This is a genomic window from Micromonospora sp. WMMD1128, assembly GCF_027497235.1.
GTDB lineage: Bacteria > Actinomycetota > Actinomycetes > Mycobacteriales > Micromonosporaceae > Micromonospora.
Genome location: NZ_CP114902.1, coordinates 794251 through 818276 on the forward strand (window position 1 = coordinate 794251; position 24026 = coordinate 818276).

The following is a 24026-nucleotide window of genomic DNA, read 5'->3' on the forward strand; positions in this document are numbered from 1 at the left end:
CGGATCGCGATGGTGGTGCCGCCGTGGCTGTCGGTGCCGCCGCCCGGCTACGGCGGGCTGGAGCACGTGGTGGCCGGCCTGGTCGACGCCCTGGTCGAGCGCGGCCACGCGGTGACGCTGTTCGGCGCCGGCACGGAGCACGGAACCGCCGCCGAGTTCGTCTCCACCCACCCCGAGTTGCAGTACGACCGGATGGGCGAGTCGTTGCCCGAGTTGGCCCACCTGGCGCAGGTCGACCGCCTGGTGGACCCGGCCGACTTCGACCTCGTGCACGACCACACCACGATCGGTCCGATGGTGGCGGGTCGCCGCCGCGTCCCCACGGTGGCCACCGTGCACGGCAACCCCGTCGGCGAGTACGGCACGGTGCTCGGCAACACCGACCGCGGGGTGGGCCTGATCGCGATCTCGCACGCCCAGCGCCGAGCGAACCCCGGACTGCCCTGGGTCGGCACGGTGCACCACGCGATGCCGGTGCGGGACTTCCCGCACAAGCGGACGCCGGGGGCCGGGCCGGTGCTCTGGCTCGCCCGGTTCAGCCCGGACAAGGGCCCCGACGTGGCGATCCGGGCCTGCCGGGCGGCCGGGCTGCCGCTCACCCTGGCCGGCAAGTGCCACGAGCCGGCCGAGCGCCGCTATCTGGAGCAGGTGGTGGAGCCGCTGCTGGGCGACGACGTCGACCTGGTGGTGAACGCGGGCCGCGAGACGGTGCTGCGACTGCTGCTCGACGCCAGGTGCCTGATCATGCCGGTCCAGTGGGCGGAGCCGTTCGGCATGGTGATGGTGGAGGCCATGGCGACCGGCACCCCGGTGGTGGCGCTGCGCCGGGGCGCGGTGCCGGAGCTGGTCCGCCCCGGGGTCACCGGGCTGGTCTGCGACCGCGCCGAGGAGTTGCCGGCGGCGTTGCGCGCGGCGGCCGACCTGGACCCGGCCGACTCTGTCGCGCACGTCGCGGAGAGCTTCTCGGTGGAGCGGATGGCCGCCGGCCACGAGGCGGTGTACCGGGGCTTCCTGGCCGGGCGGGCGACGGCGGAGGGACCCCGGGCGGTCGCCCGGCTCGTGGCCGGGTGACCGGTCAGGTGCGTTCGGCCACGAGCGACGCCGCGGCGGCGTCGAGTTGCCGCGCGTACCCGGGGCTGATGCTGCCCTCGCGCCGACGCTCGGCGATCTTGCCGCGGAGCCGTTCCACCGCGGCCGTCACCTCGCCCTCGTCGCTCGCGGCCACCGCGTTACGCAGCAGGTTGCGCAGGTCCACCCCGACGTCGCTGCGGATCTCACCGTCGGTCAGCCCGGCCTCGATCAGCCCGTCCACCCGCTCGGCCGGGTCGACCGGGTCGCCGGCCGGCGCGGTCGGGCCGCCGGTGGTGGGCCGGTCGGTCGGCGCGGGCGGCGGCGCGGGGGTGGGCGTCTCGGGTTCGGGCGACGCGGTGGTGGGGGTCTCCGCCGGCCCGGCGGTCGGCAGTACCCGCGGGACCACCTGCCGGTCCGGGGTCAGCACCGGTGCCAGCAACACGGCGGCGGCGACAAGCACCACGCCGGCGCCGGCCAGCGCGAGAACCCGCCGGCGGCCCGGCGCGCCCCCCTCCGGCGGCGGTGATCCGGACGGCGGCGGCGGGCCGGACGGCGGCGATGATCCGGCCACCGGCAGCGGCGGGCCGGACGGCAGCGGCGATGATCCGGCCGGCGGCGGGCCGGCCGGCGGCGACGGCGAGGTCGAAGCCGCCCGGGGCGGCAGCGCGGGCAGCGTCACGGTCGGCGACAGCATGGTGGCGGCCTGCGGATCGGCGGGCAGCAACTGGTCGCGGAGCACGGCCGCCACCCGGTGCGCGGTGGGCCGGCGCCGCGGGTCGCGGGCCAGGCAGCGCAGGCAGATCTCCGCGACCGGCCGGGGCAGCCCCGGTACGCCGTCCAGCGTGGGCGGCGCGCTCTCCGCGAGCGCGGCGCTGAGCTGCTCCCAGGTGTCCGCCGGGTACGGCGGCTGGCCGGTGAGCGTCTCGAAGAGCAGCACGCCCAACGAGTAGACGTCGGTGGCCGGCTGGGCCGGCGCCCCGTCGAGGCGTTCCGGCGCCACGTACGCCGGAGTGCCGAACGTGCCGCCGTCCTCGTCCTCGTCCGGCGCTCCGACCCGGGTGGCGATGCCGAAGTCGAGCACCTTCGCCCCGACCCCGGTCATCATCACGTTGGCCGGGGTGACGTCCCGGTGCACGATGCCGAGCCGGTGCGCCGCGGCCAGCGCCTCGGCCACCTGGGCGCCCGTCTCCACCGCGGCCGGCCAGGGCAGCGGGCCCTCGGTCAGCCGGTGCTCCAGTTCCTCGCCGCTGAGCAGCTCCATCACCACGAACGAGGTGATGGAGCCGTCGGGCGCCACCGTCTCGCCGTAGTCGTGCACGGCCGTGACGTGCGGGTGGTCGAGCTGGGCGGCCGAGCGTGCCTCCTCGCGCACCATGTCGCGGAACCGGGCGTCGGCGGCGAGCGAGGGGGCCAGGACCTTCACCGCCACCACCCGGTCGAGCACCTCGTCGCGGGCCCGCCAGATCACCGACATGCCGCCGGCACCGATCCGGTCGATGAGCCGGTAACGCCGGGCCAGCAGGCGGCCGGCCTGGAGTGTCGCCATCACCTCGCACCTGCCTGGGCTCGGGAGCGCTATCAGGTTGCGGGAATGTGTCCGGGCTGTCAACGGGCGTCCGACTGCCGTCACACCCCGCGTGCCCGCAATGGCGAGGCGTGATCGACGGGACCGACGTCGCCAGCGCGGGCGGGCCGTCCGGCCACATGCCAGGATGAGCGGCATGGCAGGCGGTCCGGTGGCGTTCGTGCTCGGCGGCGGGGGCGTGCTGGGCGCGGTCGAGGTGGGCATGCTGCGTGCGTTGTTCCGCGCCCGGATCCGGCCCGACCTGGTGCTCGGCACGTCGATCGGCGCGGTCAACGGCGTCCTGGTGGCCGCCGACCCGACCGAGGCGGTCACCGATCGGCTGGTCCGGCTCTGGGCCTCCCCGGAGGCCGGTGAGGTGTACGGCGACTCGGTCGCCCGGCAGCTGCGCCGCTTCGCCGCGCGTACCCACCTGCACTCGCCGCGCCCGCTGCGCCGGCTGTTGGAGAGCGAGTTGGGCGAGGCGACCACGTTCGCGGACCTGGCGGTGCCGTTCCGCTGCTGCGCCGCCAACATCGAGCGCGCGGCCGAACACTGGTTCTCCACCGGGCCGGTGGTGCCGGCGGTGCTCGCGTCCGCCTCGGTGCCGGGCCTGCTGCCGCCGGCCCAGATCGGCGGGCAGCACTACATCGACGGCGGCGTGGTCAACTCGATCCCGGTCGGCGAGGCGGTGGCGGCCGGGGCGAGGCAGATCTTCGTCCTCCAGGTGGGCCGGATCGAACGCGAGTTGAGCCCGCCCCGCCGCCCCTGGGAGGTCGCCCAGGTCGCATTCGAGGTCGCCCGCCGGCACCGGTTCGCCCGGGAGATGGCGGCCCTGCCCGAGGGCATCGAGGTGCACGTGCTGCCGACCGGCGGGTTGGAGCCGCGCGACGACAGCCCGTGGGCGTACCGGGACATGGCGGCGGTGGGTCGACGGATCAGCCGGGCGTACACCGCCTCCCGCCGCTACCTGGACACCGCGCTGGAGCGTTGATGTCACTGCCACCCCGCTGGATCCGTCGGCTGCTGCTCGCGCCCGGCGTCGTGCTCCTCGCCGTCGCCGTGGTGACCACGCTGCCCGGCTGGGCGCTGCTGGCGCTGGCCGTGTCGCCGCTGGTGCCGGGGCGGCTGCGTCCGCTGCGGCTGCTCTGGATCGGCGCCGTCTACCTGGTCTGGGACGCCGCGGCGCTGCTCGCCCTCTTCCTGCTCTGGCTGGCCTCCGGCTTCGGCCGGCACAAACGGTCCCCGGCCTTCCAACGGGCGCACTACGTGGTCGCCGGCCGCTTCCTGCGGGTGCTGTTCTGGCAGGCCCGGTGGACGCTGCGGTTGAGCATCGACGTGGTCGGCACCGACCCGGACACCGCGCTGCCCGGCCGCCCGGAGTTGGTGCTCTGCCGGCACGCCGGCCCGGGCGACTCGTTCATCCTGATCCACGCGCTGGTGAACTGGTTCCACCGCGAGCCCCGGATCGTGCTCAAGGAGAGCCTCCAGTGGGACCCGGCCATCGACGTGCTGCTCAACCGGCTGCCCAACCGGTTCATCGCGCCCGGCCCGGACGGTCGGGACTCGGCGGTGCGGCAGATCGGGCACCTGGCCGCCGGCCTCGACGACGACGACGCCTTCGTGATCTTCCCGGAGGGCGGCAACTTCACCCCGTCCCGCCGGCTGCGCGCGATCGCCCGGCTGCGCCGGCTCGGCCTGGAGCGGATGGCGCTGCGCGCCGAACGGATGCAGCACGTGCTCGCGCCCCAACCGGGCGGGCTGCTCGCCGCGCTCGACGCCGCGCCGGAGGCCGGGGTGATCTTCGTGGCGCACACCGGCCTGGACCAGATGCTCACCGTCGCGGACGTGTGGCGCGAACTGCCGATGGACAAGCGGATCGTGATGCGCTTCTGGTCCGTCCCGCCCGAGGAGATCCCCGCCGGGGAGCAGGAACGCATCGACTGGCTGTTCGACTGGTGGGCCCGGATCGACAGGTGGGTCGCGGCGAACCGGGACGGCGCGACCGACGCCTGAGCGGCTTTACCCACCGCTTCCGGCGGAGCGGCCCGGCCGCCGCGTAGGGTGCGCTGGTGGAGCAGATCTGCGTGGTGACGACGGTGGTGGACGCCCGCCGGGTGGCGGACGTATTGGCGGCCACGGCCGTCGCCGGCCGCCTGGCGGCGTGTGCCCAGGTCGGCGGGCCGGTGGACAGCACCTACTGGTGGCAGTCGGCGATCCAGACCACCGCCGAGTGGTGGGTGCGGTTCAAGACCACGCCGGACCGGGTCGACGCGCTCGTCGACCAGCTCCGCGCCAGTCATCCGTACGAGGTGCCGGAGATTCTGGTGAGCCGGGAGGACAGCGGCAACCCCGACTACACGGCGTGGATGCGCGAGCACACCCGACCCTAGGTACGCCTACTCTGTCCGCCCGCCCGGCCGTCGGTGAAGCTGGCGGGGTGGAGAACACCGGCTACCCCTGTCCCGGTTGTGGCGCCCCGGCCGACCTCGTCGCCGGCTGCCGCACCTGCGGCCGCCCGCCCTATCCGCCCGCGGCCGAGGTGGTCCGACTGGACCGGGAGATCGTCGCGCTGACGCCGCGGGTGGACGCGGCCCGCCTCGCGTACCAGGAGCTGTCGGGTCACCTGTCCACGGCCCGGCAGCGGCGGGCGGCGCTTGCCGCCCGGATCCGCCTGGAGATCCCCGCGCCGCGCCGGGCGGCCACTGCCGTACCGCCGCCGCAGGTGCCGCAGGTGCCGCGGGTGCCGCCGCAGGTGCCGGCCGCCGTCCCGGTCCGGCCCGGCGGCGCGGAGACCTCCACCCGCGCGGTGCAGGGCCTGCTCTTCGTCCTCGGTGGACTGCTGCTCGGCACCGCCGCGGTGGTCTTCACCGCGGTCGCCTGGGCCGCGTTCGGTGTGGCCGGCCGGGCGCTGATCCTGCTTGCCGTCACCGCGCTGGCCCTCGCCGCGCCGCTGCTGGCCCGGGCGCGCGGCCTGCGCGGCACCGCCGAGACGATCGCCGCGGTCGGGCTGCTCCTGGTGCTCCTCGACGGGTACGCGGCCTGGTCGGTGAACCTGTTCGGGGTGGCCGGCTGGCCGGGCAGCAGCTACGCCGCGCTGGTCGGGGCGACGAGCGCCGCCGTGGCGGCCGGGTACGGGCGGCTGGGCCGACTCACCGCGCCGTGGTTCGCGGCGTGGCTTGTCGCGCAGCCGGTGCTGCCGCTGGCGGTGGCGGCGTCGAGGCCGTCGGCGGCCGGCTGGGCGCTGGTCCTGACCACCCTGGCGTTGGGCGACCTCGCGGTGGTGGTGGCCCTGCGCCGGCGGATCGCCGGTGGCGCGCCGCGCTCCGGCGACGTGGCCGCGGTCGTCCCGGCGGCGACTGGCTCGCCGGCGACGGCCGGTCCGGCGGTACGGGCCGGGGTGGTGCTCGGTTGGCTCGGGCACGGCGGGGCGCTGGTCCTGGCGGCCGGCTGCGCGCTGGTGCCGCTGGCCGTCGGCCGGGCGGCCGGCGCCGCGATGCTGGCCGGCGGTCCGTTGCTTGTGGTGGCGCTCGCCCTGGTCGCGGGCGCGTTCACGGCGGGCGGCCCGGTGCTGCGCGCGGTGGCCACCGGGCTGCTGGTGCCGGTGCTCGCCGTCGCGCTGCTGCGACCGGTCGCCGCCGTCCGCCCGGGTCTGCTGCTGCTCGCGGCCGGGTTGGTGGTGGTGGCGCTGGCCGGGGCGGTGCGCGTGCTGCCGACGCCGGTCCGGACCGGCCCCCGGGCGGGCGCCCTGGCGGTGGCCGCCGGCCTCGGCCCGGTCGCCGTGGTGCTGACCGGTGTGGTCGGCGCGGCCACCGTGGCCGCCTCGTTCCCGGCCTGGCAGGGCGGCCGGGACTGGGCGGTCCCGTCCTGGGGCTGGCAACTGTCGCCGACGCTGCTGCTCGTCGCCGGTGCGGTGGCGGTGCTGGCGCCCCGGGCCGCCCGGCCGGTGGCCGGGGTGGTGGCCGCCGGGCTGGCCGTCCTCGCCGCGCCGGCGGTGGCGACCGTGCCCTGGCCGGCGGTGCTGGTCGTCGACCTCGCGGTGGCCGCCGCGCTGCTGCTGGGCGTCGCGGTCCGGCCGCGCCGGGGGCGGGTCACCGTGCCGGTGGCCGCGTCGACCGCCGCGCTGCTGGTCGGGCACGCGCTGCTGGTCGGTTGCGCCGACCCGACCGGGGCCGGCGCGGTGCTCGCGGTGACGGTCGCGCTCGGCGGAACGGTGGCCGCGCTGGGCCGGCGCGGGTCGGGGGCGCAGCCGGTCGTCGCCGGGGTCGCGCTGGCCGTGGCGCTGCTCGCCGTACCGGCGGTGTTCGTCGTCGCGCTGCTCGGCCTGGGCGCGCCGGCGTGGTGGCAGCTCCGGGGCGGGACCGCCGCCGTCGTGCTGCCGGTGGCCGCCGTCGTCGCGGTCCGCCGCCGGTGGCCCGACCTGAGCGGGTACGCCTCGACGGGGCTCGCGGTGGCGCTCGCCGCGATCGGACTCGGGCCGCTGGTCGTGGCGGGCCGGGAACCGGTGGGGCTCTACGCCGTGGCGGGGGTGTGGTTGGCGCTGGCCGCCGGTGGCGGGGCCCGGCCGGCGGTGGCTGTTCGTGCGGTGGCCGTTCGTGCGGTGGCTGTTCGTGCGGTGGGTGGCGCGCTGGCCGGGGTGGCGCTGCTGGCCGCCGCCCCGGCCGCGCTTGCGGTGCTGGGGAGCCTGCCGGTCCGACCCTGGACCGGGCCGCCCGCCGGCACGGCGGTTGCTGCGGAGACGGCCCGGGCCGGTCTGGTGCTGCTGCTCCTGGGGGCCGCCGCGGCGGCGTACACCCGGTTGGCGGCCGGGGTCCCGGCGGGCCGCGCCCAGGTCGGTGCCGGTGCGGGTATGGGGGTCGGGGCGGACGGTGCCCGGGTCGGGGGCGGGGTCGGTGCGGACGATGCCCGGGTCGGGGTGGATCGCACGCGGGTGACCGGCGCTGCGGGGTCCGGCCGCCGGTGGCTGCCGGCGCTGGCCGGGCTGCCGTTCGGCGCGGTGGCCCTGCCGGTGCTGCTCGCGGCGGCCGGCGCGCCCTGGCCGGCGGTGCCGGCGGTGGTGTTCGCGGCCGGGTTGGCCGCGGTGCTGACGGCCGCGGTGACCGGGGCCCGCCCGGTGGTCCCGGCGGTGCTGCTGCCGCTGGGGGCGGTGCTCGGCGGGTTCGGGTTCGCCGGGCTGCTCGCCACCCGCGCCGGAACACTTGCCGCGTTGGGGGCGCTCGTGGTGTCCGGCATCGTGGTGGGGGTGACCGGCCGTCCGGCCGCCGTCCGGCTCACCGGCTGGCTGGGCGCCGTGGTCGCGGCCACCGGCTTCGCGGTCACCGCGCCGCTGGCCGCCGGGCTGCCGCTGCGTACCGCCGGGTTCGCGGTCCTGGCCGTCGCGGCCGTGACCCTGCACGGGGCGCCGGCGTTGCGGACCACCCCCCGGCTCGTCGATCTTGGACTTGTGGTCGTTCGCAGAACTCGCTATCCCGACATCGCAGGCGCCACAACTCCAAGATCGACGGAGCGGTCGGGGGAGCGGTCGGCGGGGTGGGTGCTCGGGGCGGCGGGGGTGGAGGCGGCGGCGCACGGGGTCGCGCTGTTGGCGCTGCTGCTCGCCGGTGGGGCGCTGCGGTACGCGGCGGCGGTCTGCGTGCTGTGGGGCGCGGTGGTGGCGGTGCGGGTGCTGCGACGGGGGGAGACGCCGGCCGGGCGTCGCCGGCTCGCGGCGGTCGCGGCCGGCAGCGAGCTGCTCGGCGGTTGGCTGCTGCTGGCCGCCGGTGGGGTGGCGGTGCTGGAGGCGTACACGGTGCCGCTGGCCGTGCTGGCCCTCGGCGCCGGTCTGGTGGCGCTGCGGCACCGGCCCGGGCTGACCAGTTGGCTGGCGCTCGGGCCGGGGCTCGGCGCGGCGCTGCTGCCGAGCCTCGTCTCGGTGCTGGCCGCGCCGGACCCGCAACCGCTGCGCCGGCTGGCGCTCGGCGTGGCGGCGCTCGGCGCGGTGCTCGGCGGGGCGGTCCGGCGCTGGCAGGCGCCGGTCGTGCTGGGCGCGGCGACGCTCGTGCCACTGGCCTTGCACGAGTTGGCCCGCGGGTGGGACCTGCTGCCCCGGTGGATCTTCCTCGGGCTCGGCGGGCTGCTGCTGATCGGCCTGGCGGCCACCTACGAGCGGCGCCGCCGCGACCTGACCCGGCTGCGTGCGGCCGTGGCCCGGCTGGGCTGACGGCGGGTTCCCGCGCCGGGCCCGGGGGACCGTTCAGGAGGCGGTCGCCACCAGGCCGGGGGTCGTTCAGGAGGCGGTCGCCACCGGGCGGTCGGTGCGGTCGGCGGGGGCCGGACGGCGGGTCAGCACCCGGGGGCCGGCGTCGGTGACGGCGACCGTGTGCTCCGAATGGGCGGTGCGGGAGCCGTCGGCGGAGCGGATGGTCCAGCCGTCGTCGTCGACCCGGATCTCGTCGGTCGAGCGGCACAGCCAGGGTTCGATGGCGATGGTGAGGCCGGGGGTGAGCTTCATGCCCCGGCGGGGGCGGCCACTGTTGGCGACGTGCGGGGCCTCGTGCATCGTCCGCCCGATGCCGTGGCCGCCGAACTCGCCGTTGACCCGGTAGCCGTAGGAGTGTGCGACCTCGCCGATCGCGGCCGAGACGTCACCGAGCCGGCCGCCGGGTCGGGCGGCGGCGATGCCGGCCTCCAGGGCGACCTCGGTGGCCTCGATCAGCCGCAGGTCGGCCGGGTCGGGGGTGCCGACGACGAAGGAGAGCGCGGAGTCGGCGGCCCAGCCGTCGATGGTGACGGCCATGTCGATGCTGAGCAGGTCGCCGTCGCGCAGCACGTAGTCGTGCGGCAGGCCGTGCAGGACCGCGTCGTTCACCGACAGGCACAGCACGTTGCGGAACGGGCCGCGCCCGAACGAGGGGGAGTAGTCCCAGTAGCAGGACTCGGCGCCGCGCTCGGCGATCCGGCGGCGGGCGTGGCGCTCGATGTCCATCAGGTTGACGCCGACCGCGGCGACGCCGCTCAGCTCGGCGAGCAGTTCGCCGACGAACTGGCCGGTCACCGCCATGCGGGCGATCTCATCGGTGGACTTGAGCTCGATCACGGTATTTTTATACCACGTCCGTTCGCGCCGTCCGGAGAGGGCTATCCTGCTGCCATGGTTCGCCAGCCACTCACCGCCGAACAGATCGCCGCGGGCCGGCGCCTCGGCGTCGCCCTCCGGTCCGCGCGGGCCGGCCGCAGCCTGGTCGAGGTGGCACTGGCGGCCGGCATCTCCCCCGAGACGCTCCGCAAGATCGAGGCGGGCCGCCTGCCCGCACCGGCGTTCGGCACCGTGGTCTGCCTCAGTCAGGCCCTCGACGTACCCCTCGGCGACCTGGCCGACGTGTGGCTGGCCGACATGCGCGTCCGACAGGCGTCCTGACCGATCGCTCCGGTAGGGGTAGCACCACCCCGGACCCGGGGGCTGACGGGATTACCCAGCGCTACCAAAGACGCCAGGATTGGTGACGGAGGGTCGCGCACCGGGTGCGACCCGCGGCACCGGGGGGCGACATCGGATGAGTTCTTCGACGTTGGCGGCACCGGCCACCCGGCGGGGCAGCGACTACGCGCGCCTGTCCCGCCGGGTCGCCGAGGCGGGGTTGTTCGACAGGCGTCCCGGCCGGTACGCGGTCCGCATCGTCGGCACCCTGGGCGCCTTCCTGGCCGGCTGGGCGCTGGTGGCGGTGGTCGGCAACACCTGGTGGCAGCTGCCGCTGGCGGCCGTGATGGCGGTGGCCACCACCCAGGTGGCGTTCCTCGGGCACGACGCCGGGCACCGGCAGATGTTCCGCCGGCGCGGGCCCAGCGAAGCGGCCGGCCTGGTCGCCGGCAACCTCGCCGTGGGGCTCAGCTACGGCTGGTGGGTGGACAAGCACAACCGGCACCACGCCAACCCCAACCACGCCGACGAGGACCCCGACGTCGGCGCCGGCGCGCTGGTCTGGACGTACGAGCAGGCGACGGCGACCCGGGGCCTGGGCCGGTGGATGGCCCGGCGGCAGGCGTGGCTGTTCTTCCCGCTGCTCCTGCTGGAAGGGCTGGCGCTGCACGTGGCGAGCGTCCGGGCGCTCACCGGCCGGGAGCCGGACGGCCGGTGGCGGGTCCCGATGCGGCACCGGGCCGTGGAGGCGCTGCTGCTCGCGGCGCACGGCGTCGGCTACGTCGGCCTGCTGCTGGCGGTCATGTCCCCCGGGAAGGCGCTGCTCTTCGCCGCCGTCCACCAGGGACTCTGGGGCCTCTACATGGGGTGCGCGTTCGCCCCCAACCACAAGGGCATGCCGATGCCGACCGCCGACGACGACCTCGACTACCTGCGTAAGCAGGTGCTCACGGCGCGCAACGTGCGCGGCGGCCGGTTCGTCGACCTGGCGCTCGGCGGCCTGAACTACCAGATCGAGCACCACCTGTTCCCGAACATGCCCCGGGCCAACCTGCGCCGGGCCCGACCGCTGGTCCGGGCGTACTGCGCCGAGCAGGGCATCCCGTACGCGGAGAGCGGGCTCGTCGAGTCGTACCGGCAGGGGTTGGCGCACCTGCACGAGGTGGGGCGACCGCTGCGCGCGGGCTGAGCCCGGCGGGCCGGGCGGGGCGTCGGGGGACGACCCCGGCCCGGTGCGGGCGCAGGCCGGTAGGGTCGTCGCATGGTGGACGGGCGCGACATGGTGCGGAGCGCGGCATGAGATTCGAGATCAGCAAGGTGCTGGACGCCATCGAGGGGCGGGTCTGCACCGACCCCGCGCTGGCCCGGGCCGTGGTCGACCTGGCCGAGGTGATCCGGTGGCAGAACCTGGACGGCGGTCGGCCGGCCAGCCTGCTGCGGCTCGGCATGGTGATCGACGCGCTGTCCCGGCAGATCGGGGAGGACAGCGTCCAGGTCTACGCGATCGTGCACCGGGCGTTGCTGTCCGACGCCGACCTGACCTCCAACGAGCGGATGGTGGTCCGCCGCTGGGCCGACGACGGGCTGGTCGAGGTGCTCGACCAGCCCGGCGACCGGATGCTCGAGGTGGCCGACCTGCTCGGCCTGCCGGTGCTGACCCGGGCCCGGCTCGACGGGCTCGTCGGCCGGTACCCGTGGCTCGGCCAGGCCGGCCGGGCGCTCGCCCCGGTGCCCGGCGCCGGCGGGCCGGTGTTCATCGCGCACGTCGGCGGCGGCCAGGACCCGAGCACCGGCAGTCGCTCGCCGGCCGGCGTCAAGCTGCTCTCCCGCAAGTGGCGCTGCCCCGAGCCGGGGTGCGCGTTGTTCGGTGGGGGCGGCGGCGCCTTCGCCGACCTGGCCGCGATCGACCGGGTCCCGTCCGAGCAGCCGCCGCCCACGCTGCGCACCGGCGCGCCGACCTGCCCCCGGCACGGCAGCCGCCTCTCCGACGCCGGGCAGCGCCCGCGCAGCGAGGTGCTGGCGGTGCGGATCGGCGGGCTGGTACGCAAGCGGTTCGTGCTCACCGAGGCCGACCCGGTGGCGGTCGGGCGGGCGCCGGACGGCCCCGGCGGGGTGCAGCTCGGCCAGTGGCTCAACGACGAGGCCCGGCGCTGGATCAGCCGCAGCCACGTCCGCTTCGACCTGGGGCGCGGGGGCGAGGTGGTGGTCACCGACACCAGCACCAACGGCTCCGGCATCCGGCCGGGCGGGTCCATGGTCGAGACGGACCGCATCCCGCTGCCGCCGCAGCAGTCCCGGACGCTCGGCGAGGGCGACCTGATCGAGCTCTACCCGGGCGTGCAGGTGGGCCGCGCCGCCGAGACGACGAGCGAAGCGACGTACGCCCCGAACTCGGTGATGGCCGAGGCGCCGACCATGGCGATGCGGCTGCCGCGTCCCTGACCCCCACGCGAAAGGGCGCCGGGACCGTCGTGGTCCCGGCACCCTTTTCGGGTACGCGGATCAGGCGGCCAGCACGGCGGCGAGCTGCGCCACCGCGTGGTCGATCTCCTCTTCGGTGATCACCAGCGGCGGCGCGAGCCGGATGGTCGAACCGTGGGTGTCCTTCGCGAGCACACCGCGCTCCATCAGCCGCTCACACGCCTGCCGGCCGGTCATCAGCGCCGGGTCGATGTCGACGCCGGCCCAGAGGCCGCGCACCCGGACGGCGACGAGGCCCTTACCGAGCAGCCCTTCCAGGCCGGTCCGCAGCCGCTCGCCCAGCTCGGCCGAGCGCCGCTGGAACTCGCCGGTGGCGAGCAGCCGGACCACCTCGGTGGCGACCGCGCACGCGAGCGGGTTGCCGCCGAACGTCGAGCCGTGCTGGCCCGGCTGGAGCACACCCAGCACGTCGGCGTTCGCGGCCACCGCGGAGACCGGCACGATGCCGCCGCCGAGCGCCTTGCCCAGCAGGTACATGTCCGGGACGACGCCCTCCAGGTCGCAGGCGAACGTCGTGCCGGTGCGCCCCAGGCCGGACTGGATCTCGTCGGCGACGAAGAGCACGTTGCGCTCGGTGCACAGCTCGCGGACCCCCGGCAGGTAGCCGGCCGGCGGCACCACGACGCCCTGCTCGCCCTGGATCGGCTCCAGCAGCACAGCCACCGTGTTCTCGTCGATCGCGGCGGCGAGCGCGTCCAGGTCGCCGTAGGGGACCACGGTGAAACCAGGTGTGTACGGCCCGAAGTCGGCGCGCGCGTCCTCATCCGTGGAGAAGCTGACGATGGTGGTGGTGCGGCCGTGGAAGTTCCCCTCCGCCACCACGATGTTGGCCCGGCCCGGGGCCACGCCCTTGACCTGGTAGCCCCACTTGCGGGCGACCTTGATGCCGGTCTCCACCGCCTCCGCGCCGGTGTTCATCGGCAGCACCAGCTCCTTGCCGCAGAGCGCGGCGAGCTCCCGGCAGAAGTCGGCGAACTGGTCGTGGATGAACGCGCGGCTGGTCAGCGTGAGGCGGTCGAGCTGCGCGTGCGCGGCCTCGATCAGCTTCGGGTGCCGGTGGCCGAAGTTCAACGCCGAGTAGCCGGCCAGGCAGTCCAGGTAGCGGCGGCCGTCCACGTCGGTCAACCAGGCGCCCTCGGCCGACGAGATCACCACGGGCAGCGGGTGGTAGTTGTGCGCCGTGTGACGCTCCGCGTCCCGGACCGCCGAGGGCGTCCGCAGCATGTCGTCGATGATCACTTGATCGCCTTTCCCTGACGGAGTCGCAACGTGCAGCACTTCGGTCCGCCGCCGGCCTTACGCAGCTCGGACAGGTCGATCCCGATGATCTCGTAACCCCGGTCGCGCAGCTTCGCGGCCAGGTCGGTGGCCTGCGCCGGCAGCACCACGTGCCGGCCGTCGCTGACCGCGTTCAGGCCGAGCACCTCGGCGTCGGCGAGCGTGGCGTGGATCGCGTCCGGGAAGAGCCGGCGCAGCGCCGCCCGGCTGCCCGGGGAGAACGCCTCCGGCAGGTACGCCACGGTCCGCTCGTCGAGCACGGTGAGCGCGGTGTCCAGGTGGTAGAAGCGGGGGTCCACCAACTGCATGGTCACCACCGGATAGCCGAAGACCTCCTGGAGTTGCGCGTGCGAGGCGTGCGCGGTGCGGAACCCGGTGCCGGCGAGCAGGTGGTCGCCGGCCAGTAGGACGTCGCCCTCACCCTCGTTGACGTGCTTCGGGTCGTACATCTCGAAACCGGCGGCCTCGAACCAGGCGCGGTAGGCGGGGGCCTCGTCGGCGCGCTGCGGGTCGCGGAACTGCACCGCCATCGCCTTGTCGTCGATCACCGTGCCGCCGTTGGCCGCGAAGACCATGTCCGGCAGGCCGGCGACCGGTTCGATCAGCTCGACCTCGTGGCCCAGATCGACGTACGTCTGCCGGAGCTGCTCCCACTGCCGGATCGCCAGGGCGGCGTCGACCGGGGCGGTGGGATCCATCCAGGGGTTGATCGCGTAGTCGACGGCGAAGTACGTCGGCCGGCACATCAGGAAGCGCTGGCGGGTGGCGTCCATCGTCATGTGGTGCTCCCAGGGTCGGGCGCGCCCGGCCACGGTCGGCCCACGGGCTGGCGCCGTGGCTCAACCGTATGCGTCCCGGTGCGACGACATCCACCGCGAGAACTTGCGTAGACCAGCGAATCGTTGCGTGTACGCGATCAGGTCCGACGATTCCTTGCGTCGCTCTGGCACGCAGCCGCCCTTGCCGGGGTGCCTGCGGGCCGGATTCAGGTGGCGACCGGCGGGGAGGCGCTCCCCGGATGTCTGAGAGGGTGGCCGGCGTCTCGATCCACTCCACTTCGGCGAGGTGGCGGTATCCCGGCCCGCTCGACCCCGCCACTTCGGCGGAATGGAGTCGATCAAGCGCGGGTTCTCGCCCATCGGGAGCACGTTCCCATCCAATGCGCCTCTGGGGATCTGACCGGACAAGGTTGCGTGGAGAACTGTGCCCCTCCGGGGCCACGCGCTTCCACCATCTCGGACGGCGTGAGTCGAAGAGCGCGGAACACACTTCGGGGGCGGCGAGTCGCCGCCCCCGAAAGAGGTGTTGCCCGGCCGGTGAACCACCGGTGCTGCCCGGTGAACCACCGGAGCTTTTCGGGCTGCCGGTTGCTGCCGGCGATCGGAACAGTGCCCTCAGAACCGATCGACAAACTGTGAGTCAAGCCACTCGCGGAACCGGCCCACCCACTCGCCGTCAGTGGTCGGCCAGTCGAACTGGCCGGTCATCGCCACGATGCCGAGCACCACGGCGGCCAGGCCGACCATGATGCCGATCAGCGCGTCGGTCTTGCCGGCCACGTGCCGGCGTCGGGTGGCGATCAGGCCCAGCACCGCCAGCACCGCGCCGGCCGCGCCGAGCCCGATGCCGTAGCCGGCCAGCGTGCCGGAGAGCACGAAGAGCGCGCCGGCCACGGACACGACCAGACCGAGCGTGGCGAGAAGGCTGGCCCGCGGCTTCTTCGTCAGCTCCGGATCGAGTTCCCGCTCGGGGCGACCGTCGCGGTCCAGGTCGACGGGCCGGTCGGTGTGGGTTTCGCGGTTCGGGTCGACGGACCGGTCGGTGTGGACGTCGCGGTTCGGGTCCACGGGCCGGTCGGTGTGGCTGTCGCGGTCGAGGTTGACGGGTCGGTCGGGGTGACCGTCGCGGTCCAGGTCGACGGGCCGGTCGGGGTGGCCGTCACGGTTCGGGTCGACGGTCGGCTCCGGGTCGACGGTCCGCGCGTTCCGGCCCAACGGCCTGCTGGTCGCCGCCCGGGCCGAGGCGGCCCGCTGCGCTGCCCGCCGCTCCGCCTCGCCGGTCCGTGCCATGGTCTCGACATGCCCGTCGCCGACCGGTCCGGCCTCGCCGCCGCGCCCGTCCGCCGGAACCCGCCCGGCGTCGGTGACTCGCGCAGCTTCGCCGCCGCGCCCGGCCCCGCTGATCGGCCCGGCCTCGCCGGCACGCTTCGCTTCGGTGGCGGTCGAGTCGCTGCGGTACGTGGCCCGCGCCGCGTCGCGGTCGGTGACCACCGGTTGGCCGGCCGTTCCGTCTGCGGTCGGGTGCTCGTCGCGGGCGTCGACGACACCGTCGCTGTTCGTATCGGTACTGTTCGCCGGGGACTTCCGGCGGGACAAGATGTTCACCTTGGCACCTCCTGATGCAGGCGCGGAGGCCGCGCATGACTGTCAGGAGGTACCCAGGCGTGCGGAAATCGACACCCGGTGACGGAACCGGGGCCGCCCGGCGGGGCCGGCTTGCGGCCCCGGTTCCCGCGCCGGGCGGCGCCGTCGTCAGGACTGGGTGCGTGACCACTGCTGGTTGGTGCCGCTCCCGCAGGTGTACTGCTGGACGTCCGCGCCGTCGCCGGTGCCGGAGTTGACCACGTCCAGGCACTTGCCGCTGTGCCGGGCCCGGAGCTGGAACCAGCTGCCGAGCGCGGCCCACTGCCACTGCTGGTTGGCGCCGCTGCCGCAGGTGTACTGGATGATGTTGGCGCCGTCGGCGGTGGACGCGCCGGCGACGTCGAGACACTTGCCGCTGTTGGCGTTGACGAGGCGGAACCAGCCGCCGCCGGCGTCCTGGAACTCCCACCGCTGGTTGCCACCGCCGTTCCAACTCCACTGCTTGACCTCGGCGTTGTTTGCGGTGGAGTTGTCCATCACGTCCAGCACCCGGCCGCTGTGCCGGGCGGTGACCCGGTAGGTGGTGGGCGCGCTGCCGGTGACCGTCCCGGCAGCCGTGTCGATGGTGACCGACGGATACCAGGTCAGGCTCATGCTGGTGGCGGTCGGGAAGCTGATCGGCAGCCACACGTACTGCGAGTCGTTGGCCGGCCCGCCCCAGGCTCCCGCCCACCTGTCACCCATGTACAGGTAGCTGGTGGTGGAGGTGCCCTGGATCGGCAGCACGAAGGCCGGTTGGGAGCTGAACGTGGTGTTGTTGCCCACGTCGGTCCAGCCGCTCCACGGTCCCGAGATGCTCGTCGCGGTGGCGTACCTGGCCTGGTTTGGGCTCCAGCCGGTCGCCGCCGACGTCAGCAGGAAGTAGGTGCTGCCCCGCTTGAACATCGCCGGCGCCTCGCGGGTCGCGCCGGCCCAGAAGTTGCCCACCAGGCCGGCGACGTTGAGATAGTCCGAGGTGAGCCGGTAGATGTGCAGATCGCGGTTCTCGTTGGCGGCCGAGATCATGTACGCGGTGCCGTTGTCGTTGTAGAGCGTGATGTCCCGCGACATGTGCTGCCCGAGCGGCCGGAAGCTGCCGTGGTAGGTGTAGTTGCCGTCCACGGTGGCCGACGAGGCGACGGCCGCCCGCGCCTCGCCGTAGTCCGACCCGTTCTCCTTGTGCATCCACATCACGAACCGGCCGGTGGCGGCGTTGTAGATGACCTTCGGCCGCTCGATGTTGGATCGTTGCAGCTCGGCGGCCGACGTCTGGGTGAGGACGTTGTTGCGGAACTCCCAGGTGCGCAGGTCGGTGGAGCGGTAGACGGAGACCGCCCGGAAGGTGTTGTCCGGATTGCGGTTCTCGCCGAACCAGTAGTAGTAGTTGTCGACCTTGAGGACGCCGCCGCCGTGGGCGTGCACCACGGCGCCGCTCGTGTCGGTGAACTGCGTGCCGTTGGTGACGGTCACCGGGGCCGCCAGCGCGGCCGAGCCCGGCCCGACCACCGTCGCGACGGCCACGATTAGTGCCATGCCGAACGCCAGGAGACGTCCCCGTCCGCTCATCCCACCGTTCCCGCCGTCGGGGAGCGCCCGATCCGTCGACCGCATGCCGGTCACCGGCCGCAGACCGGCGTGAAGCCGCCGGACCAGCCGCTCACGGCCACCATCAGCCCGAACGTGGTCGAGGCGCCCGGCGCCAGCGTCCCGTTCCAGGAGGCGTTGTGGACCACGACGTTCTGACCGGTGACCTCCGCCACCCCGCCCCAGATCGTCTGGATGCGCTCGTCACCGGACCACCGCCACTTCACGCGCCAGTCGTGCATCGGCTCGGTGCCGGTGTTGCGCACGGTGACCGTGGCGATGAAACCGCCGTACCACTGATTGTCGATCGTGGCCGACGCGGCGCACGTCGACGTCGACAGCGTCCGGCCCGGTCCGCCGATGAGGTACGGATCCTGCGTGCCGTGCGTGTCGCTGAACCGGAACCAGTAGTCGGTGTCGGGCGTCAGCCCGTCGATGGTCACGTCGCCGAAGCGCTCCGGCCCGGAGACGGCCTCGGCCACCGGGTTGCGCCGCTCAGTGGCGTCCTCCCGGCTGGCGAAGAGGGTGACGACCATCGGCGGGTCGTAGCCGCAGGGCGGGAAGAGAATCAGCGAGTAGGTGATGGTGAGGCTGGTGGTGGTGGCACCGCTCACCCGGCCGCTGACCGGCAGTGCCGGCGGGCACGTCAGCGTCGGGCCGGGCGTCGGCGTCGCCGCCGCGACGGTGGGCGGCTGGACGGCCGGCGGCTGGACGGCCCCGGTCGAGGTGGCCAGGCCGGTCAGGGTGAGCGCGGCGGCCAGTGCCGCGCCGAGCGTACGAAGCATCTGTTTCTCCTGCACTGAGAGCCCGTCCCGCGGCGTGATCGGCGGGAATGGCGGCACGGCGGACTGCCGGAGAGGGACTGCCCGGCGCGGGGTGCGTACCACCCCGCGCGTCACTCTCCTGCTGGATCGAGCGGCTCGCACCGGCTCCCGAGCGCGACTGGAGTCAGTCTGTCAGTCGACAGGTGTCGATTCAATGGAGTCCCACGGCGCGGCCGGCGCCCGGATGTGAGGCGAGAGGTGACGCTGGGCGGCTAGTCGGGCGCGACGCCGTGGGAACGGAGGATCTGGCGCACGCGTTCGCGCGTGTAGCCGGTCACCCGCACGATGTCGACCTGCCGCATGCCGCTCCTGGATGCCTCCGCGATGGCCGTCGCGAGCTGCTCGCGGGCCACGGTGACCTTCTCCCGATCCTCGGCCGCGCGCTGGGCGGAGGCAGCGGCGGTGGCCTGCGCCAGGTGAAACGCGCGTACCGCATCCGCCAGTCGGTTGGCCATACCGTAGATGATCTCACTGGCCAAGTCAGACACGACTTCCATGGCCATTGATTGGCCAAATGGGTGATGGTAGTTTGGCATTATGCAGGCGGCCCTCGGACAGCGATTGCGCCGCTGGCCGAGGGCCTTGATCGCCTACGAGGAGGCGACCCGTGAGCACCCTACCCACCCTGCCCGACTGCGGAGAACCGGCGACCGTCCGGATCGAGCTGTACACGACGGACTCCCTGGACGGCTGCGTGTACACCTGCGAGGCGCATGCCGCGCCCGCCGTCGCCGCGTTCGGCGGAGCCGGGCTGGCCGCGTACCCGACGGGTCTGAAGCCCGGGGTGTCGCGGCCCTGCGGGCACGTGTACGTCTATCCGACCGGTGCCCTCGCCGACGACCTGGACCACCCACGCTGGTGCGACCGGGACGGCTGCCGGCTCCGGGGCCAGCACCGCTCCCGCACCCGCCGAACGGACCCCGACCAGCCGGCGGCGCTCCGGGTCGGGGTGGGGCTGGTGCGGGCGCTGCATCCCGCCGCCGAGCCGATGGTGAGCCTGCGCGGCGCGGAGGCCGGCCTGCTGTTGTCGATCGGGCAGGCGCGGGTGCTGCGGTACCGCCTGGCCCGCCTGCTCGACCTGGCGGCGGCCACCGGGCGGGTGTGACAACGGCTGACTACGCTTGGTCCGTGCCAGAGGGACACACCATCCACCGGCTCGCCGCCCGACACGCCGAGCTGTTCGCCGGCGACAAGGTGCACGCCGACAGCCCGCAGGGCCGCTTCGCCGAGGGCGCCGCCCGGCTCACCGGCACCGTCCTGGACCACACCGAGGCGTACGGCAAGCACCTGCTGCACCACTACGCCGACGAGCTGGCGTTGCACGTACACCTGGGGTTGTACGGGAAGTTCGCGGACGGGCCGGGGGAGCCGCCGGCCCCGGTCGGGCAGGTGCGGCTGCGGCTGCACAGCGACCGCAACTGGCTGGAGCTGCGCGGACCCGCCGCCTGCGAGCTGCTCACCCCGCCCGAGGTGGCGGCGCTGCGCGGCCGGCTCGGCCCCGACCCGCTGCGCGGCGACGCCGACCCGGATCGGGCGTACGCGCGGATCCGGCGCAGCCCCACCCCGCTGGCCGCGCTGCTGCTGGACCAGTCCGTGGTGGCCGGCACCGGCCTGATCTTCGTGACCGAGGCGCTGTTCCGCGCCGGGGTGCCCCCGCTGCTGCCCGGGCGGGAGCTGACCTCGGCCGGCTGGGCGGAACTCTGGGCGGACCTGGTGACGCTGATGACCCGGGGAGTCGAGCGCGGCCGGATCGACACCGTGCGCGACGCGGACCTGCCGGAGGCGACCGGTCGGGCGCCGCGGGTCGACCGGCACGGCGGCGAGGTGTACGTCTACCGGCGGGCGGGCGCGCCCTGCCACGTCTGCGGGACCGAGGTGAGCCGGGGCTCACTCGCCGGGCGCAACCTCTACTGGTGCCCCACCTGCCAGGCCGGCTGAACCCGCCAGCGGTCCGGCCGGCTCGTCGCGCTGCGCGGGGCTGGCCCGTCGCGTCGCCGCCGACGTTGGCTGCGTCACGTCTCGTCGAGCAGCCAGCGGGCCGCCTCGACGTTGCCGGGGAAGACCTGCTCGCCGTCGATGCTCCAGGCCAGCGTCTGCCCGATCGCCCAGCCGCGTACCCGCTCCCGGTCCAGGCCCAGCTCGGCGGTGAGCCGGTCGAGCCGGTGCCGTACCGCCGCCGGGGAGTGACCCAGCTCGGCGCCGCGGACCAGCGGCACGACCGCGAACTCCCGCTCGCCGACAAGCGGCTTCGGGTCGATGACAAGCCACGGCTCGCGCCCGGCGGCCAGCACGTTGCCGGCGTGCAGATCCTGGTTGACGAGCACCTGCCCGCCCTGGCTCGGCGCGAGGTCGGCGAGCATCCGGAGCGCCGCGTCGAGCAGCCTCCGCTCGTACGGGCGGTTGGCCCGGCGCCACTTGACCGGCATCCGCTCGGCCCAGCCGGCGGCCTCCTCGGCGAGTGACGTGAACGGCGGGCCGGCCGGCACCGCCAGCCGGGGCAGCAGGTCGACCGCGGCGTCGAGCGCGGCGTCGGCCGGCAGCGTGTGCAGCGGGGTGCCCGGGTCGCAGCGCTCGACCAGCAGCGCCCGCCGGTCGGCGTCGTGGGCGAGCAGCCGGATCGCGCCCCGCCCGGCCCAGTGCGCCAGCGCGGTGGCCTCGTGGACGCTGTCGTCGTCCGGGTACTGCACCTTCAACACCGCCCGGGTGCCGTCCGGCAGCTCGGCTGGCAGGGCGAGCGAGGCGTACGCGTAGTCGAACGGCGGCCCGACGGCGGTCAGCTCCCACCGTGCCACGCACTCCGCCAGCCGGTCAGGCAGCTCCGCCAGCCACCCCCGCCCCACAGCTGTCCGTTCGACCCACTGCAGCCCCGCCGGAATCTCCCACCGCACCCGCCCATCCTGCCCGATCGGCTTTGGGTGCAGTTGTTGTCGCCAGGGCAGCAACAGTTGCACCCAAAGGCGGTCAGGGGCGCCAACCGGCGGCGGTCAGGGCGGCTTGGAGCTGGGCGACCACGTCGGCGGGGCGGTGCCTCACGTCGAACGCGGTGAAGCGCAGGATGCGATCGCCCTCGATCCAGACCCGGTTCTGCCGGCGCAGGTCCGCCGCCCAGTGCCGGACGTCCATGTGATGGGCGCCGTCCACCTCCACGTGCAGCCGCCAGCGCCGCCAGTACGCGTCCAGGTAACGCTGCCTGCCGTCGGCGTCCCGGCGACGCTCCTGCCCGTCCGGAACCGGCAGCCCGTGGCGGCGGCAGAGCCGCACCAGGTCGATCTCCGAAAGCGCCTCCGCGCCGCCGGCCACGTCGTGCAGCGTCTGCCGGATCAGGGGTCGCCGCCGGGCCCGGGGCAGCCGGTCCAGCACCGCGCCGAGCTCCGCCGGGGTCACCCGCCGCTGCTGGCAGCCGGCCGCGACGATCGCCTGCGCCTCGTCGTCCGTACGCGCCCAGCCGGCCGCGTCCACCAACGAGCGCGCCATGGTGGTACGGGCCGGCCGGCCCACCTGGCGGTCGGCGGCGGGCAGGTGACGCGCCCGACGGACCCGTACCGCCGGCAGGCCCGGCGGCAGCCGGCGGATCGGGCCGACCGCCCGGCGCTGGTGCGGCACCAGGACGTCCACCGCGTCGTGCCGCCATGCGTCGCGCAGCCCGCCGGCCCGCGCGGCGGCGAGCCCGGCGAGCACCGCGCCGTCGCCCGCCGCCAGCACCGCGATCCACCACTGCTGCTCCCGGGTGTACGGGCCGCCCGGCGCGGCGCGCAGGATCCCGCGACACACCCGGTGCCAGCGACCGCTCGCCAGCAGGTGCCGGACCCGACCCGGCGGCAGAACTTCCGTCGCCTGGGCCCAGGTGAGCACCTCGGACTGCCCGAACAGCAACCATTCCAGCCGCGACGCGTCGTCTCCCGGTATCCGCACCGGTCGATTCCACAGCGCGCTGTGCGCGCTCGTCCGCCCCGAACCGGCACATGGCGCGTGGCCGGGCGGGTGTTAAGCGGGGGCCCCGCCTATACCGGAGGCGTTAACCGGGGCCCCCGCCTTACGCGAGGGCGGCGAGGGCGTCGACGGCCTTGCGGGCGGCGATCAGCACCGGGTCCCAGACCGGCGCGTACGGGGGCGCGTAACCGAGGTCGAGCGCGGTCATCTCGTCCACCGTCATGCCGTTCCACAGCGCCACGGCCAGCGCGTCGATCCGCTTGGCCGCCTCGGACCAGCCGACGATCTGTGCCCCGAGCAGCCGCCCGCTGGGCCGCTCGGCGATCAGCTTCACGGTCATCTGCCGCGCGCCCGGGTAGTAGCCGGCCCGGTTCGTCGACTCGGCCAGCACGGTGACGAACTCGAAGCCGGCCTCGGCGGCGTCCCGTTCCCGCAGCCCGGTGCGCCCCACCTCCAGGTCGCAGACCTTGGTGACGGCGGTGCCGATCACGCCGGGGAAGGTGGCGTACCCGCCGCCGATGTTGATCCCCGCGACGCGGCCCTGCTTGTTCGCGTGCGTGCCGAGCGGAATGTGCACCGGCATGCCGCTGACCCGGTGCAGGCTCTCCACGCAGTCGCCGGCCGCCCACACGCCGGGCACCCCGGTCACCCGCATCCGGCGGTCCACCCGGATCCCGCCGGACGGACCGAGCGGCAGGCCGGCGGCCTCGGCGAGCGCGGTGTTGGGGCGTACGCCGAGACCCAGCACCACGATGTCGGCCGGGATCGGCCCCTCGTCGGTGACCACCGCGGCGATCCGGCCGTCCCGTTCTGCCAGGCCGGTGACGGTCAGCCCGGTGCGGATGCCGATGCCGGTGCCGCGCATCGCCTCGGCCACCAGCTCGCCCATGTCCGGGTCGACGGTGGACATCGGCTGCGCGGCCTGCTCGACCAGTTGGACGGAGAGCCCGCGGTAGACGAGCGCCTCGGCCATCTCGACGCCGACGTAGCCGCCGCCGACCACCACCGCGTGCCGCGGCCGGGGCTCGCGTTCCAGCCAGTCGCGCACCGCCTCGCCGTCGTCGAGCGTCTGCACGCCGAACACCCCGGCCACGTCGTCGCGCGCCCACTCCGGCTGCACCGGGGTGGCGCCGGTGGCGTACACCAGGGTGTCGAAGCCGGCGCGGACCTCGCCGCCGCCGTCCAGGTCCCGGGCGACCACCTCGCGGCGGCCCAGGTCGATGGCGGTCACCTCGTGGCGCATCTGGACGTCGATGTCGTAGTCGCCGTGGAAGGCCGCCGGGGTGCGGGCGACGAGTTGGTCGCGCTCCGGGACCACGCCGCCGATCCAGTAGGGGATGCCGCAGGCCGAGTAGGAGGTGAAGTGCCCCCGCTCGAAGGCGGTGATCTCCAGGTCGGCCCGGCCGCGGCGGCGCCGCGCCTGCGACGCCGCCGACATGCCGGCGGCGTCGCCGCCGATGACGATCATCCGTTCCGCCACGCCGCTCATCCTGTCACGC

The 24026-nt window shown here is 74.9% G+C and carries 21 protein-coding genes; 10 read left to right on the forward strand and 11 right to left on the reverse strand.

Annotation, left to right across the window (positions count from 1 at the left end; translation table 11 throughout):
* Window positions 1-9 precede the first annotated feature (9 nt).
* Entirely contained in the window at window positions 10-1071 is a 1062-nt protein-coding gene (locus O7602_RS03910) for a glycosyltransferase family 4 protein (RefSeq protein ID WP_281590105.1), read from the forward strand.
* A gap of 4 nt (window positions 1072-1075) precedes the next feature.
* On the opposite strand, the gene O7602_RS03915 is transcribed toward O7602_RS03910, so the two are convergent.
* Complete coding sequence (locus tag O7602_RS03915; protein ID WP_281586860.1) at window positions 1076-2617, reverse strand: serine/threonine-protein kinase; 1542 nt, start codon at window positions 2615-2617, stop codon at window positions 1076-1078.
* 175 nt (window positions 2618-2792) lie between these two features.
* Between O7602_RS03915 and O7602_RS03920 the strand changes: the two genes are divergently transcribed.
* The 4 genes from O7602_RS03920 to O7602_RS03935 are packed head-to-tail and all read left to right on the forward strand — an operon-like array spanning window position 2793 to window position 8831.
* On the forward strand, window positions 2793-3626 hold the full coding sequence (locus O7602_RS03920) for a patatin-like phospholipase family protein (RefSeq protein WP_281586861.1): 834 nt from the start codon (window positions 2793-2795) through the stop codon (window positions 3624-3626).
* Window positions 3626-4648, forward strand: a complete 1023-nt coding sequence (locus O7602_RS03925) for a 1-acyl-sn-glycerol-3-phosphate acyltransferase (protein WP_281586862.1) — start codon at window positions 3626-3628, stop codon at window positions 4646-4648. Before O7602_RS03920 ends, O7602_RS03925 begins: the two co-directional genes overlap by 1 nt.
* Window positions 4649-4704: 56 nt before the next feature.
* Entirely contained in the window at window positions 4705-5025 is a 321-nt protein-coding gene (gene cutA, locus O7602_RS03930; protein WP_281586863.1) for a divalent-cation tolerance protein CutA, read from the forward strand.
* A 47-nt stretch (window positions 5026-5072) separates the two neighbouring features.
* Complete coding sequence (locus O7602_RS03935) at window positions 5073-8831, forward strand: hypothetical protein (protein WP_281586864.1); 3759 nt, start codon at window positions 5073-5075, stop codon at window positions 8829-8831.
* Between the two features lie 66 nt (window positions 8832-8897).
* Here the strand turns inward: O7602_RS03935 and map are convergent, their stop codons facing one another.
* Window positions 8898-9707, reverse strand: a complete 810-nt coding sequence (map, locus tag O7602_RS03940; protein ID WP_281586865.1) for a type I methionyl aminopeptidase — start codon at window positions 9705-9707, stop codon at window positions 8898-8900.
* Between the two features lie 54 nt (window positions 9708-9761).
* On the opposite strand from map, the gene O7602_RS03945 reads away from it, so the two are divergent.
* The 3 genes from O7602_RS03945 (at window position 9762) to O7602_RS03955 (ending at window position 12470) form a co-directional block, all read left to right on the forward strand.
* Window positions 9762-10028, forward strand: a complete 267-nt coding sequence (locus tag O7602_RS03945) for a helix-turn-helix transcriptional regulator (protein ID WP_281586866.1) — start codon at window positions 9762-9764, stop codon at window positions 10026-10028.
* 136 nt (window positions 10029-10164) lie between these two features.
* Window positions 10165-11217 carry an acyl-CoA desaturase gene (locus tag O7602_RS03950; protein ID WP_281586867.1) on the forward strand — a complete coding sequence of 351 codons (1053 nt, stop codon included), beginning with the start codon at window positions 10165-10167 and terminating at the stop codon, window positions 11215-11217.
* A gap of 107 nt (window positions 11218-11324) precedes the next feature.
* Entirely contained in the window at window positions 11325-12470 is a 1146-nt protein-coding gene (locus O7602_RS03955; protein WP_281586868.1) for an FHA domain-containing protein, read from the forward strand.
* Between the two features lie 60 nt (window positions 12471-12530).
* On the opposite strand, the gene rocD is transcribed toward O7602_RS03955, so the two are convergent.
* The 6 genes from rocD to O7602_RS03985 all read right to left on the reverse strand — a co-directional run bounded on the left by rocD (window position 12531) and on the right by O7602_RS03985 (window position 19100).
* Entirely contained in the window at window positions 12531-13745 is a 1215-nt protein-coding gene (gene rocD, locus O7602_RS03960) for an ornithine--oxo-acid transaminase (protein ID WP_281590107.1), read from the reverse strand.
* The gene (gene ddaH, locus O7602_RS03965; protein WP_281590109.1) at window positions 13745-14560 is read right to left on the reverse strand and encodes a dimethylargininase; all 816 of its coding nucleotides are present in this window, start codon (window positions 14558-14560) and stop codon (window positions 13745-13747) included. The genes rocD and ddaH overlap by 1 nt, the downstream gene beginning before the upstream one ends.
* 621 nt (window positions 14561-15181) lie before the next feature.
* Window positions 15182-16171 carry a thrombospondin gene (locus O7602_RS03970; RefSeq protein ID WP_281586869.1) on the reverse strand — a complete coding sequence of 330 codons (990 nt, stop codon included), beginning with the start codon at window positions 16169-16171 and terminating at the stop codon, window positions 15182-15184.
* Window positions 16172-16318: 147 nt separating this feature from the next.
* Entirely contained in the window at window positions 16319-17722 is a 1404-nt protein-coding gene (locus O7602_RS03975) for an RICIN domain-containing protein (RefSeq protein ID WP_281586870.1), read from the reverse strand.
* A gap of 83 nt (window positions 17723-17805) precedes the next feature.
* The gene (locus O7602_RS03980; protein ID WP_281586871.1) at window positions 17806-18558 is read right to left on the reverse strand and encodes a cellulose binding domain-containing protein; all 753 of its coding nucleotides are present in this window, start codon (window positions 18556-18558) and stop codon (window positions 17806-17808) included.
* Window positions 18559-18809: 251 nt separating this feature from the next.
* The gene (locus O7602_RS03985) at window positions 18810-19100 is read right to left on the reverse strand and encodes a hypothetical protein (protein ID WP_281586872.1); all 291 of its coding nucleotides are present in this window, start codon (window positions 19098-19100) and stop codon (window positions 18810-18812) included.
* 104 nt (window positions 19101-19204) lie between these two features.
* Here O7602_RS03985 and O7602_RS03990 point away from each other — a divergent pair, with 104 nt between their 5' ends.
* Window positions 19205-19702 carry a hypothetical protein gene (locus O7602_RS03990; RefSeq protein ID WP_281586873.1) on the forward strand — a complete coding sequence of 166 codons (498 nt, stop codon included), beginning with the start codon at window positions 19205-19207 and terminating at the stop codon, window positions 19700-19702.
* A gap of 23 nt (window positions 19703-19725) precedes the next feature.
* Window positions 19726-20535 (forward strand): DNA-formamidopyrimidine glycosylase family protein, encoded by an 810-nt coding sequence (locus O7602_RS03995; protein ID WP_281586874.1) that lies wholly within the window; start codon window positions 19726-19728, stop codon window positions 20533-20535.
* 74 nt (window positions 20536-20609) lie between these two features.
* On the opposite strand, the gene O7602_RS04000 is transcribed toward O7602_RS03995, so the two are convergent.
* The 3 genes from O7602_RS04000 to O7602_RS04010 all read right to left on the reverse strand — a co-directional run bounded on the left by O7602_RS04000 (window position 20610) and on the right by O7602_RS04010 (window position 24007).
* Window positions 20610-21389 (reverse strand): aminoglycoside phosphotransferase family protein, encoded by a 780-nt coding sequence (locus tag O7602_RS04000; protein ID WP_281586875.1) that lies wholly within the window; start codon window positions 21387-21389, stop codon window positions 20610-20612.
* A gap of 169 nt (window positions 21390-21558) precedes the next feature.
* Window positions 21559-22509, reverse strand: a complete 951-nt coding sequence (locus O7602_RS04005) for a DUF559 domain-containing protein (RefSeq protein WP_281586876.1) — start codon at window positions 22507-22509, stop codon at window positions 21559-21561.
* A 121-nt stretch (window positions 22510-22630) separates the two neighbouring features.
* Window positions 22631-24007 (reverse strand): FAD-dependent oxidoreductase, encoded by a 1377-nt coding sequence (locus O7602_RS04010; protein WP_281586877.1) that lies wholly within the window; start codon window positions 24005-24007, stop codon window positions 22631-22633.
* Window positions 24008-24026 lie beyond the last annotated feature (19 nt).

Coding starts and splice junctions, on each gene's coding strand:
- O7602_RS03955 (WP_281586868.1), top strand. CDS start 11,325: ATGAGATTCGAGATCAGCAAGGTGCTGGACGCCATCGAGGGGCGGGTC.
- O7602_RS03950 (WP_281586867.1), top strand. CDS start 10,165: ATGAGTTCTTCGACGTTGGCGGCACCGGCCACCCGGCGGGGCAGCGAC.
- O7602_RS03980 (WP_281586871.1), bottom strand. CDS start 18,558: ATGCTTCGTACGCTCGGCGCGGCACTGGCCGCCGCGCTCACCCTGACC.
- O7602_RS03920 (WP_281586861.1), top strand. CDS start 2,793: ATGGCAGGCGGTCCGGTGGCGTTCGTGCTCGGCGGCGGGGGCGTGCTG.
- O7602_RS03910 (WP_281590105.1), top strand. CDS start 10: ATGGTGGTGCCGCCGTGGCTGTCGGTGCCGCCGCCCGGCTACGGCGGG.
- O7602_RS03925 (WP_281586862.1), top strand. CDS start 3,626: ATGTCACTGCCACCCCGCTGGATCCGTCGGCTGCTGCTCGCGCCCGGC.
- O7602_RS03915 (WP_281586860.1), bottom strand. CDS start 2,617: ATGGCGACACTCCAGGCCGGCCGCCTGCTGGCCCGGCGTTACCGGCTC.
- ddaH (WP_281590109.1), bottom strand. CDS start 14,560: ATGGACGCCACCCGCCAGCGCTTCCTGATGTGCCGGCCGACGTACTTC.
- O7602_RS03985 (WP_281586872.1), bottom strand. CDS start 19,100: ATGGCCATGGAAGTCGTGTCTGACTTGGCCAGTGAGATCATCTACGGT.
- O7602_RS03945 (WP_281586866.1), top strand. CDS start 9,762: ATGGTTCGCCAGCCACTCACCGCCGAACAGATCGCCGCGGGCCGGCGC.
- O7602_RS03975 (WP_281586870.1), bottom strand. CDS start 17,722: ATGGCACTAATCGTGGCCGTCGCGACGGTGGTCGGGCCGGGCTCGGCC.